Origin of the sequence: Asaia sp. W19 (genome assembly GCF_003994335.1) — a bacterium.
In the GTDB taxonomy this organism is placed as follows: domain Bacteria; phylum Pseudomonadota; class Alphaproteobacteria; order Acetobacterales; family Acetobacteraceae; genus Asaia.
Map to the genome: position 1 here is coordinate 162,943 of NZ_PNQZ01000013.1, position 12,081 is coordinate 175,023.

Here is a 12,081-nt window from a genome sequence, read left to right on the forward strand (position 1 = left end):
CTTCCCTGCTGATACGAGGGTCCGGAGGGAAGACGCAGGACGCGGTCAGGCCGTTTCGCGGCACATCGTCTTATCGAGTGTGAAGATCTCGAAGCTGTCGAGTGTGACACCCATCCCGTCGGTACTCAGACGCAAGATATCGAGCGGCTTGGCCGGATAGACAAGGGCGGATCCTGTCTCCAGATATTCATTCGCATAGAGCTCGAAGGCGCAGCCATCGAGAAACAGGTGCAGATCCAACCCGCGCGGCGTCGCATAGAACGCGGTATTGATGGGTGCGGCGAAACGGCCGGTATAAAACGGATGATCAAAGCCGCGCAGTTTGCTGCGATCAAGCCAGATTTGTGCGCTCGAAACGTCATACCCGATCGACAGCTTCTCTCCCTCCGCATTGGCAAAGGCCAGCTCAAAACGATTGATCACGGGACCGGAGCTGGACGGATCGGTCTGACGATGCTCATCGGCGGTCAGGCGCAGCACGATTTCGATCGCCTTGCCCTGGGGGAGTGCGAGGTCGCGCTTTGTCCCCTGCGGCAGGTAGCTTCCTGCCTCGCTATGCTGCATGCGGCGCAGCTTTTCAACACCACGCGGCTTCTGTGCAAGGCGCAGATAGCCGTTCGTGTCATGCCGGATCGAGAGGCTGCGCGGCAGGGACATCGCGCCACGCCAATCCTGGGTCGGCAATTCCTGACAATATTGCCAGTTCCCCATCCAGGCGATGTTGACGGCCTCCTCATCCGGCATGTTGCTCCAGACCTGCAGGGCATAGGCATCCTTTGCAAAATCGGTGAGCCGGAGGATCCCGTCATACGGAGTGAACACGGCCCCGTCGAAATCGCCGATGAAATACTGGGTGACGCTGCCCCCCATCGGGCTGCCCGGATTGATGGAGACGAACAGCACCCAATGCGCTGTGCCGCATTCATCTTTCACCTGGATGAGGTTCGGGCATTCGTAATTGACGGTAGGAAGCCCGGCCGGACCGAAATTGCTGAGATGCGTCCAGTGAATCAGATCCGGCGAGGCATAGAAGCCAATCTGATGCTGATCTACCTCGGCAATCACCATCACCCATTTGCGCGTGGGGGCATGATAGATGACTTGCGGATCACGGAAATTGGGGCTGTCGATATCAAGGACGGGGTTTTGCCCATATTCCTCGAAGCTCTGCCCGTTATTGCGGCTGATCGCCAGATACTGGCTCTGACGCGTGGGCAGGGAGCGCGTGTAGAGCGCGACCATGTTGTTACCATTGGTACTGGGGAACAGGCCCGAGCTGTTGTCACGGTCGATCACGGCACAGCCGGTATAGGCCTGACCGTCAACCGTATTCGGTACCGCGATGGGTTGGTCTTTCCAGCTCAGTAGATCCGTACTGATCGCGTGACCCCAGCAGATATTGGCGGAATACGCCGCATCGGGATTGTGCTGATAATAAAGATGATATTGCGTCCCGTCGAAAACGAGGCCGTTGGGATCATTCATGAAGCCAATCGGCGGGGTGAAATGAACTGAGGGCCGATAGTGTCGCCCCATAAGGGAGAAAACGCATCCGTTTTTCTTTTCAGTCATTTTTTTCCAGGAGCTTATGAAAAGGTCTTTTTCTGATTGCACCGGACTGCTCCGGCGCGCATTCATATAATGGCAAAATGCCATAAAGGCAAGCAAAGAGGCGACAGGCCTCGATCAATACGTAACTATAGGCACTTGAAATATGGAGTTCAGGGCTCCACTCCTATCCGTTCAGCCGACCCATTCGTGCGAGTACGATCAAACTATGAATGAACCTGTACGATTAAACTGGCTCAGGCTCATGCAGCAGATATTTCTCTACGATGCACTTAGCCTTTACAGCTTTATACTTTCTGCGGGGCGATTCGATCCTTTCCTTTTCCCGATGGTCGTGATGCCTCCTCTATTGTGCCTCGTCATCCTGCTGGGCCTGCACCGATGCCGCGTGATCACACTGAAAGACGCCGTACTTCAGTCCCTGCCCTATCTCGTGACGCTTCCCTGGCTGATCTGTTTTCCTCTTGCGCTTATCGTACGCCGCGCCCGGTTTCATATTCTCCTCCGGTTCAACTCCGACGTCGTTCTCGGCCTGCCTCCTCTTGGGGCTGACAGTCTCAGGGACACGTGGATCGAATGGCTGCTTCTTGTCCTCGCCGCCGCGCTCTATTGTCTTGTTTTCGCGAGTACGCTGAAAGAAGCGGGCCAGCCGTCATGCTTCCTTCCGATCATGACTTTAGGTTTATGGCTCCTCAGCGTGATCCTCGCCACGCTGATCACAGTGACCTTCTTCAACCTGTGCAAAGCTGTCTCGCTTTGAGTACGAGCACTCACCCCAAGATGCCCCTTCATGAGGCGACGGGAAGATCTCCCCTATCGATCGCCGCATTGAAATCCCTCCAGTCTTGCTGCGTCTGACTGGCATAAATGGCCGAAAAATTTGCGATCGCCTCCGCAAAACCGTCACCCGATCCCAGGTAACCGTGAATCATTGCCACATCGCCCGAGCGTGCATGGGCGCGTGCCAAAGCGCGACCGCAAAGAGCGGCATAATCATCCAGACCTTCCTGAGCGACATCGGTACCGATTGCGGCCAGCCGACTGTCCTTGAGGCGGCGCACGTAGAACTGCTTGTTCGCGCCATCAAACCGCCTGCGCTTTCCTGGCTGCTCGGCTGTATTGGTATGTGTCCAACCCAGGAAGATATCCGAGGTCGCCTGCATGAGGCGCTGCCCGGCCACCACACGCTGTCCCTGATTGGCGAAGGCCGGTCCCTGGACATGCGCAGCCAGAACCGATTCCTGAGCCTCCTTGATCTGGAGCAGCAGCGTTTCGCCATCGGCAGTCGCGAACAGTCCAATCGCGCAATAGGTCCCCACACTCCCCACGCCGACTACCTTGAACAGCGTATCCTTGAGCCGATAGCGCGAGAGCAGGATGGCGCGTTCTGGCGGCTGCGTAGCCAGATATCGGTCGAATGCCTCCCTGATGGTAGCGTCCTCGCCGGGCAGGCGCATTACGAGAGGCGGTTTCACCTTGAGCTTGGGAACCGCCTTGTCGAAGGATACGAGTCCGAAATGCGCCCGAGCACTGTCAAGCCTAGCCTCGAGCCGCGCCTTGACGGCCTTGCGCGTATGCTTGTCCGAGAAGTCCTCGATAGCAGCCGCGAGATCGATCCTGTCAGCCCAGATCTCGAGCGGGCTCATGGGGGCGAGACGGGCCATTTCGCTCTGATAGCTGGCAGCCGCAATGCGGGCATTCTCATGTGCCTGAATGTCCGACAATCCATTCTCCAGACTGGCCAGAATGAAAGACGTGCCCAGACGCTTGAGGTCCCATTCAAAGGGGGCGGGATAAGTCTCATCGAAGTCGTTGATATCGAAGACGGCCAGCCCGTCAGTGGACGCATAGCTGCCAAAATTCGCCAGGTGACAATCACCACAGCTCTGCACCATCGGCCCGGCGGACGACGTATGTGCCAGATCGGCCGCCATCACGATGGCGCTGCCACGCAGGAAAGCAAAGGGCGAAACACGCATACGCGCGTAGCGTACGGGCAAAAGGGACGGAATACGGCGCTGCCCCTGCTCAACCAGAAGGGCAACAGGATCGGGCCGCTCGGGGAGAGGTGTCCAGTCCGCCTGCGCGCTGCGTGGCAGGATTTTACGCAGATGCTGCCCTTCCTGATGCCGTGCGGATCGCGTTTCCAGCACCGTTTCGCCCCCGTTCTCAGACGGGCGGCTCTTGCGCTTTGGCGCACGGGCGGGAGGGATGGCGGCATTCATGAAACGTATCCTCTCGGTGGCCTGAATTTGAAGGCTATCAGACATCAAACGTCACAAAAGGCAAAATGCTTCATGAATGTATCGTCAGAACAATGCGGAACACTTACAGAACCAGAAGAGCGGCCGCCAGCGCAGGAAGTGTGAGCACCACGCCGTAGCGCATGAACCTCCCATAGCGCATATCGAGATCATGTTTGCGCAGGATGATGAGCCAGAGAACCGTGGCCAGAGACCCGCTCAGCGTCAGATTGGGGCCCAGATCGACACCGATCAGAAGCGCATCCTGCAAACTGCCTCCATGCGTCGCGAGATCGGGGGCCAATTGCGCCGCGAGAAGACCCGAGGGCAGATTATTGATCAGGTTGCTCAGCATGGCGAGGCCGAACCCCGAGGCCAGCACGGCCGCGCGCCCATGACCAAACGACAGGATCAGGTCTCCCAGATGCCGGATGATGCCCGTCTGCTCGACGGCTGACACCAGCACGAACAGACTGGCCACAAGCGGAAACACGGACCAGGAAATCTCGCGCAGAGCCGGTATGGGCGAAGCCCGGCGCAGCAGCGTAACCATCACACCCAGCCCCGCCCCGCCAATGGCCGTGGCCCAGCCGAGGGAACCATGAAGGAAGGAGACAACGGTCAGGGCGATGCTGACTCCCAGCAGGGCCCAGGCCGTCAACCGCGCAACAGGATCGAGCGATGGGAGGACTTCGGAAGATGCAAACCGCGCATCGATCGCGTGGCGCACCATCGCATAAAGCGCCATGAAACTGACTCCGATCGCCACGCAGGATGGCATAAGAAACCGCCCCAGCCAGGGAATGAGACTGGGCGGCGCCCCTCCATAGATCACGAGATTGGCCGGGTTGCTGATCGGAAGGACAAAACTTGCCGCATTGGCCACGAAAGCGCAGGCCAGCAAGGCGGGAAAAGGATCAATCTCGGCCTTGGCTGCCACGGCAATAACCGGAGGGGTCAGCAAGATGATCGTCGCATCATTCGACAGAAAGGCCGTGGTCACGATAGCGACGCCGAAGATGATAAGAAACAACCTGCGCCCTGAACCTCGCGCATGGCGCATCGCGGCTGCCGCCAGCCAGTCGAAGAGTTTCTCCTGTCGTGCAACCTCGCTCAGGATCATCATGCCGAGCAGGAACAGATAGACCTCCCTGCCCGAAACGATAGCATGCCACGCCGCCCCCCAGCTCTCGAGCCCAAGGACAACGACCAGCAAAGCCGCAATGCCTGTCCAAAGCGCCTCGGGCAATTGCCATGGGCGCAGGAGCAGCCCGGCAACCGCCAGAAGACACAAACTCCAAAGCAAGAAATTCTCCATGATCCAGCTCAGGCCGGAACCGCATTACGGGCCGGCTCATCAGGATCGCGCGTCTCAGGCATCAGCATCAGGAAGAACAGCAATGCCAGAACGGCGATGGCCGTGAGCGACAGGAAACCAGCGCGATACCCCTCCAGCTGCACGATATATCCCCCGAGCAAATTGCTGAGCGCGCCGCCGATACCGACACTCAGCGCGACCATTCCCTGCAGAAAATTAAAGCGCCCGGTTCCATGGGTGAGATCCGCAGCAATGATGATGGCGATCACGCCGAAGATACCGGCAGCAATACCATCCAGCACCTGGATCGCGATGATGGCCGTCGGTGCATCGAACCAGGAGAACAGCAATCCGCGTATCGGCAGGATCGCATAGGCCAGCAGGAAGATAGGCTTGCGTCCGATACCCCCTGCCATGGCACGGCCTACCGCCCAAGCCACCAGCATCATAACGAATTGCGCAACGATCACGCAGGCGCTGAGTGTGACCGTTTCGGAGCCCGGATGGCTCTTGGCCATGACCTGCCCTGCAAACGGCAGCATGGCCGCATTGCCCAGATGGAACAGCACGATGGCGCACAGAAACACCCAGACCGGACGACGCCCCAAGAGGGCGTTCAGAGCGACGGGCGGATCATTCGACTCATCCTCGCTCCCACGCGCGACCTTCTGGTCGATTTCCTTAGGCCGGATAAGAAGCAGAGCGACTGCGCTCGCTATGGCGGAACCGCAGACAAGATAGAAGATCCAGTTCAGCCCCCAGTACTGGCCGCACAAGCCGGCCAGCGCCGCTGAAGCAAAGGAGCCAAAATGATTGATCCCCTGATTACGACTGATACGCCCCGGCAGCCGACGACGCCCCACCAGGCCAAGCGAGATAGCCGCCAGAGCGGGCGGGATGACGGCGGCAGCGGCACCCATCATGATCTGCGCGGCAATGACGGGGGCCATGCCGGGCAGGGCGATGATCAGGATACAACTCAGCGCCGTCACCAGAGCCGACACGGCAACAAGGGTGCGTTTGTATCGGGTTGAGTCCACAAGCAGCCCGGCCGGAATCTGGCAAAGCGCTGTCGCAAGACCCGTCATGGCCATTGCGATACCGATGGAACCCGCCTGCCAGTGCCGCGCGCTCGCAAGATACACGGTCAGATAGGGTCCTACGCCGTCCTGGACATCGGCCAGAAAAAAATTCGTGGCATCCAAACCGGTAACGCTACTCGCCGAAGGCCCCTTGCCTGCATTAGTGGTGCGGCTGTCCTGCGCGATCCTGGTGCTGCTCACTGTTTTTCCTCACCCCCTGCCCGGAGGACGCTCGTTCTGAAATTCAGCCCCGATTGGCGCGATCCGTTACCATCATGCAACGCAAGATTCCGGCATTGCCGAGAGTGTCCGGTGTCTTGGCCCTAGGCCTTTCGCCCCCAGGCTCGATGGCAACCGGGGCACGATCCGGGCAGAACGGCGGTGGGGCCGAGATGTTCCTTGCGCATCGCAGAACATCCTGAGATACAAGAATAACTTCCTTATCTCTCTGCAAAACACGTCTCGACATCCGACGTTTGAAGGCGGTTTGCGCGGTAAAAGCGTCGGGAAGCGCCGACAGGAGCCTGCCATGATTACTCCCCTCCGCGCTCTGGGCTGGCTATTCTGCCTCGCGCTCACCTTGATGGGGATGCTCAGGCCCCTCTGGCAGTCCCATGTGGGACTGTTTCTCTATCCCGATCATCGCTGGGCCTTCGGCATCATCGCCCATACCGAAACCGCGACAGAGCTCCTCGGGCGCTGGGTTTCCCCCGTCAGCTACGGTCTTGCTTCCCTGCTCTGGCTCGGCCTCTATCGTGAGCAGGCCCCTCACCGGTAGAACAGCGCGCCCGGCCGCTATGAACGCGCCAGGCCGGAAGGCCTCTGTTCAGACTTCGCCATAGCGTGCCGCCCAGCGGGGCGAGATCCAGCGCGCTGCCAGGAACAAACATATGGCGAAGATCATGACGGAGCAGAGCACACTGGCCAATGCTGCGCCGGTTACCCCGAAAACGGTGAGGAACCCGGCGAGAACCACGAAGTAAACCGCGATCACCGCGAGGCGGTATTTGAGAATGATCGCGAGCCGCCCCATGACGGTCAGCAACGTCTCAAGCGGGATAATGCAAACCTCAAGCAGCGCGCTGCCGACCATGAGCAGGATAATCGGCAATTCATGCGCGAAATTATCATGCAGCATCATATGCAGAATGGCCTTACCGCCAAAGATCGCTACCAGAACGGCAAGCACCGAAAAGCCGATGATCACCAGCGCCAGACGCCGCGTGACATGGCGCAACTCATGCCAGTTCTGGTTGTCACGAAAGCGCACGAATTCGGGATACAGGCTCGGAATCATCATCTGGGCAGGCTTGGCCAGGCCATCGCAGATCTGCTTGGTCACTCGATAGATCGCGACATCACGCGCGCCCAGAATTGCGCCGATGATGAGCGTGCCTCCCTGGCGGAACACGGCATCGAGAATCTGATTGACGCTGACCCTGAGGGTAAAGCCCCAGATCCCCTTGATATCCGCAGCGCTCAAGAGACAGGACAGAAATCCGATATCGCGCCCCATCTGGCGACGCAGCAGCAGAAAGCCGCCCAGGCTCGTGACAACGAACAAGGCGAATTGATGCAGGAACCAGACAAAGAGGAAAAATTCGAGCGGGGCACGCAGCAGATAGCCGAGCAGATAGCCCAGCGTCCGCACACAGGTGGAGACAAAATCGAACACCGCGGCGAGGCCGAAGCGATTGCTGAGCCTGATCACCCCTGTCGACCAGCCCGTATTCATGAACGCGACCGTCGCCATCATCCATGCGGCGTCACGCTTGACTCCGGGCGACCAGCCCAGAAACGTGCTTCCTACGAGCGCGATGACAATGATGCCGCCTACGAGCCCTACAGCGCCGCTCAGCATGTCCGAGCGCATGCAATAGCCCAGAACAGGCATGAAGCGCTTTCGGTCCCTGGCCTCGAACGCGGCCGCGCCATAGTGCAGCAAGGTCTGCCATGACTGCAGATGCGTCATGTCGGAAACCAGTGTCACAAAGGTGGTGATCAGCAACAACACGCCAAACGTGGCCAGCCCGAGCGTATGCGCTGCCCAGGCAACATAGGCGAAGCTGCAAAGCGCGTTGATGATCCTGCTCGAGATCAGAAAGCCTGTATTGCTGAAGATACGATGCAGCGCGGAGCGTTGTTCAGAAGCCATGGAGCGGCAAGAGATCGTGGCGTATCGAATTTGTCAAAGGGCTGCCTTCAAATCGAGCCGCACCTCAGGCCGCGACTGCATCAGGGAAAGGTAGAGCTTGCCCCCATGGGAAACATGAAAAGGGGCAACCAGCGCGGCCAACCGGTCGCAGGATGGTGCAGGCTCTGCCAGTAGCTCCGTCATGGCGCGCGCCAGGGCTTCGACGTCGCGCACAGGCACGCTCCGCCCGGCAACTGGGCTTTTGACAAGAGCGTCCACAGCAGGCGAACAGCGGGTCGTAATCACCTGACGCCCCGCGGCCAGCGCCTCGAGCAGAACCGCGCCATAGCTCTCGCAATGAGAAGAGAGAACAAACACACGCGCTGCATCCAGATGCGGTCGGATGGATGGCACATAGCCCGCGAAGATCACATGACCTTCCAGTCCGAGGTCGACCGTAAGCTTCTCCAGGCGGTCGCGCTCGGGGCCCTCCCCGCATAACACAAGCTTTGCGCGCGCATGACGATCAGCGACGAGACGAAATGCCCTGATCAACAGGTCGAACCCTTTGATCGGCACCAGCCGCCCGGCAGCCAGAACGGTCATCGTACCATCTGGTGCCTCGCGGGGCGCCCCCTCATCCCAAAGGGCGGGAAGCGGTACGACCTCGACGCCCTCGCAGCCTACGATCCCGCTCGTATCCCGCGCCAGATCCTCACTGAGCGTGGTGATGCGGTCAGCGCCGCGAAGCAGCCAGCGCATACGCCAGTCATACCCGGCCTGCCCTAGTGAGGAGCGTCCCTCCCGACACACAGGAGAACTGACCTGAGCGATCATGAACGGTCGATGCGCGGCATTGAGACCCTTGAGAGCCGGGATGACAGGCCAATGGCTATTGCCGGGCACATAACAGCTATCGATCTGGCGCGTACGGAAGATGCCTCTGGCGTGAACCGCCAGCGCCCATGCCAGCGCCGTATCACCGAGACGCCCGGACAACCCCAGATCCACAATCTCGATCGACGAATCAACCAGATCCCGCAACGGACCATCCATGCGCCCGACAATCAGGACCACGTCAAGCGACAGCGAGGCCCAGTAATTGGCAAGGCCGATCGCCACGCGCTCACTCCCGCCCAACCTGAAGTCACGCAGGACGATACCAATGGTAGAAACGGCGTTTCGGGCAGGCCCGAAGTTGATACGCGGATGAATGGACATCGTTTGGACGGGGACTCTGTTCACCGAAAACTGGGAGGGCTTCTGACATGCTTTGACATGAGATACAATGCGTTACTTTTTAATATAAGCAGAAACGGCCCCGGCGCCAGGCGCACGGGGCCGTCGATCCTTCACAGGAAGAGGATCAAATCAGTTGTGAGACGGTGCACCACCATCGGGTTTGGCACCATCGGAGGGCGCCGACTTGCCGGGCTGGGTCGAGTGCTCCACGTCATACGCGGTGGCCTTCTCCTCATAGCTGCCCTTCGCGCCCGGATGCTCCTTGTCGTATAACGCGGCCTTCTGCTTGGCCTCCTTGCGGTACTCATGGCGCTTGTACATGCCGGTTGCACAGCCCCCCACAGCCCCAAGCACGCCATGATTGACCAGATGCCCCCCGACAGCACCTGCGGCGCCATATTTGAGGCAGCCACCTGGCTCAGCCTGTGCAGCCGAGAGTGTTACGACCGGGGCCGCGGCAACCATCAATGCGGCCAGAAGCGAATAGCCAGAGACGTGACGCATGGGATTCTTCCTTTTATCTGCTGGCCATCCCTCTTTCTCGGGATGGCAAGGGGAGTACAACGCAGTCGAGGAGCGACGGATCAGATTTCGACCTGATGACCGATCTCGACCAGACGTTCGCGTGGCAGAGTGAACCGGTCAGAGGCCCGCACCGCATTGCGATAGAGGAAGCCGAACAGGATTCGACGGGGAGAGACCATTTTAGGGGTCTTCAGATCAGGCACCACGTCGTCATCTCCGGCGAAAAACACGACTTTGTCGAGATCGAGCGTACAACCCTGCTCCTGCGCCTGACCCAGAACATAATAGAGGTTGGGAATCTCGACGAAGCCGAAGGTGACGTTGATCTGCCACAGTCCATTGCCGACCTCCTTGACCGTCATGCGCTCATCAGCCGGAATGCGCGGCACCGTATCGAACTTGACGTTCAGAATGACCACATGCTCGGGCAGGCAATGAAAATCGGCCACATGGCGCATCACGATGGGCGGCAGGGCACTCTCATAACGTGAAAGAAACACGGCCGCTCCAGGCGTCCTGATGAGGTCGCCGTCCCGTAATTTCTGAAGAACCTTGTCCGAACGCTCGCCCAGAGGAGCCAGTCCCGCGCGCAGCAGTATAATTCCCCTGCGCCACGTGGTCATGACTACATAGATGAACAGTCCGATCAGAAGCGGCACATAGCCGCCCTTGTCGATCTTGAGCAGATTGGCGACAAAAAAGGCCACATCCACGACCGAGAAGCACAGCGCGACGGGAAGGGCTTTCCAGAGCGGCCATTCCCAGCGTTCCCGCATCACGTCGAAGATGAGCAGCGTGGTCATGAGCATGGTGGTTGAGACCGCAGTACCATAGGCGCCGGAGAGCGCGTCCGAACTCTTGAAGCTGAGCGCGATCAGCAGCGTGATGACCATGAGCAGCCAGTTGACCACAGAAACATAGATCTGGCCGTATTCGCTATCCGAGGTCTGGCGAATATTGAGGCTGGGGAACCAACCCAATTGCATGGCCTGGCGCGTCAGGGTGAAAGCTCCCGTGATGATGGCCTGGCTCGCGATGATCGTCGCAAATGTCGCGAGCACCACCATCGGCAGCACCAGAACATGAGGCATGGTCGCGAAGAACGGATTATCCTTGATCTGTGGATGGCTGACCAGAAAGGCGGTTTGACCTGCATAGCTCAACACCAGCATGGGGAGAACGATCACCGCCAGCGCCAGCCGCACACTGGGGCGTCCGACGTGACTCATATCGGCATAGAGCGCCTCGGCCCCTGTTACCGAAAGGAAGACCGCCCCCAGGATGATGAGGCTGTTCGCGCCATGCTCATACAGAAAGCGCAGGCCGTAAAACGGATTGAGCCCGATCAGCACGGAAGGGTCATGCAGCAACGAGTACAGACCGATCCCGCCAATCGCCAGAAACCAGAGCAACATGATCGGCCCGAAGACAGCGCTGATCCGCGCCGTGCCCAGCGGCTGGATGGCAAAGATACCGAACAGGATGACGCAGGCAATTGGCAGGATATACGGTTGCAGCGACCTGGTCACGACACCGATTCCCTCGATCGCACTCAGTACCGAGATGGCCGGCGTAATGGCCCCGTCACCATAGAGCAGAGCAGCACCGAACAGCCCTGCCGCGGCAAGAAGCGTGCCGCGCGTATACCAGTGTTTGCCGAAAGAACCGCCCACTAGCGAGAAGAGTGCGAGTATCCCGCCCTCCCCCTTGTTGTCGGCGCGCATAACCACTGTGGCGTATTTGACCGCCACCACCACGATCATCGTCCAGACAAGCAACGAGAACCCGCCGAGCAGCGTGGCCCGGTCGGTAGAGCCCGTATCGTTCAAGACTGTCTGGAGGGTGTAGAGCGGGCTGGTTCCTATATCACCAAAGACGATACCGAGCGCTGCCAGGGCTCCCGGCAGCACTTTCCTGTTTTCCTCGGCCATAAGGCTCCCCGTTGGTCGTTATGGGTGGGCCTCCCGC

General features: G+C 59.3%; 10 protein-coding genes. 2 read left to right on the forward strand and 8 right to left on the reverse strand.

Annotated elements, in window-relative coordinates:
* Window positions 1–45: 45 nt before the first annotated feature.
* Window positions 46–1,572 (reverse strand): glycoside hydrolase family 32 protein, encoded by a 1,527-nt coding sequence (locus C0V97_RS02355; RefSeq protein WP_336984904.1) that lies wholly within the window; start codon window positions 1,570–1,572, stop codon window positions 46–48.
* Between the two features lie 241 nt (window positions 1,573–1,813).
* Here C0V97_RS02355 and C0V97_RS02360 point away from each other — a divergent pair, with 241 nt between their 5' ends.
* Window positions 1,814–2,329 (forward strand): hypothetical protein, encoded by a 516-nt coding sequence (locus C0V97_RS02360; protein ID WP_127100334.1) that lies wholly within the window; start codon window positions 1,814–1,816, stop codon window positions 2,327–2,329.
* A 28-nt stretch (window positions 2,330–2,357) separates the two neighbouring features.
* Here C0V97_RS02360 and C0V97_RS02365 read toward each other — a convergent pair whose 3' ends face one another.
* From C0V97_RS02365 to C0V97_RS02375, 3 genes are all read right to left on the reverse strand, one after another.
* On the reverse strand, window positions 2,358–3,794 hold the full coding sequence (locus C0V97_RS02365; RefSeq protein ID WP_127100336.1) for a DUF2252 domain-containing protein: 1,437 nt from the start codon (window positions 3,792–3,794) through the stop codon (window positions 2,358–2,360).
* 103 nt (window positions 3,795–3,897) lie between these two features.
* Window positions 3,898–5,130, reverse strand: coding sequence for an SLC13 family permease (locus tag C0V97_RS02370; RefSeq protein WP_127100338.1), 1,233 nt, complete (start codon window positions 5,128–5,130; stop codon window positions 3,898–3,900).
* An 8-nt stretch (window positions 5,131–5,138) separates the two neighbouring features.
* Window positions 5,139–6,413: an MFS transporter gene (locus tag C0V97_RS02375; RefSeq protein ID WP_127100340.1), complete on the reverse strand. Its 1,275-nt coding sequence runs from the start codon at window positions 6,411–6,413 to the stop codon at window positions 5,139–5,141.
* Window positions 6,414–6,741: 328 nt separating this feature from the next.
* On the opposite strand from C0V97_RS02375, the gene C0V97_RS02380 reads away from it, so the two are divergent.
* On the forward strand, window positions 6,742–6,990 hold the full coding sequence (locus tag C0V97_RS02380) for a hypothetical protein (protein WP_127100342.1): 249 nt from the start codon (window positions 6,742–6,744) through the stop codon (window positions 6,988–6,990).
* 48 nt (window positions 6,991–7,038) lie between these two features.
* Here C0V97_RS02380 and C0V97_RS02385 read toward each other — a convergent pair whose 3' ends face one another.
* From C0V97_RS02385 to C0V97_RS02400, 4 genes are all read right to left on the reverse strand, one after another.
* Window positions 7,039–8,367, reverse strand: coding sequence for a lipopolysaccharide biosynthesis protein (locus tag C0V97_RS02385; RefSeq protein ID WP_127100344.1), 1,329 nt, complete (start codon window positions 8,365–8,367; stop codon window positions 7,039–7,041).
* A 33-nt stretch (window positions 8,368–8,400) separates the two neighbouring features.
* Complete coding sequence (locus C0V97_RS02390) at window positions 8,401–9,567, reverse strand: glycosyltransferase (RefSeq protein ID WP_127100346.1); 1,167 nt, start codon at window positions 9,565–9,567, stop codon at window positions 8,401–8,403.
* Window positions 9,568–9,717: 150 nt separating this feature from the next.
* Window positions 9,718–10,092 carry a hypothetical protein gene (locus C0V97_RS02395; RefSeq protein WP_127100348.1) on the reverse strand — a complete coding sequence of 125 codons (375 nt, stop codon included), beginning with the start codon at window positions 10,090–10,092 and terminating at the stop codon, window positions 9,718–9,720.
* Between the two features lie 80 nt (window positions 10,093–10,172).
* On the reverse strand, window positions 10,173–12,044 hold the full coding sequence (locus tag C0V97_RS02400) for a potassium transporter Kup (protein ID WP_127100350.1): 1,872 nt from the start codon (window positions 12,042–12,044) through the stop codon (window positions 10,173–10,175).
* Window positions 12,045–12,081: the final 37 nt, after the last annotated feature.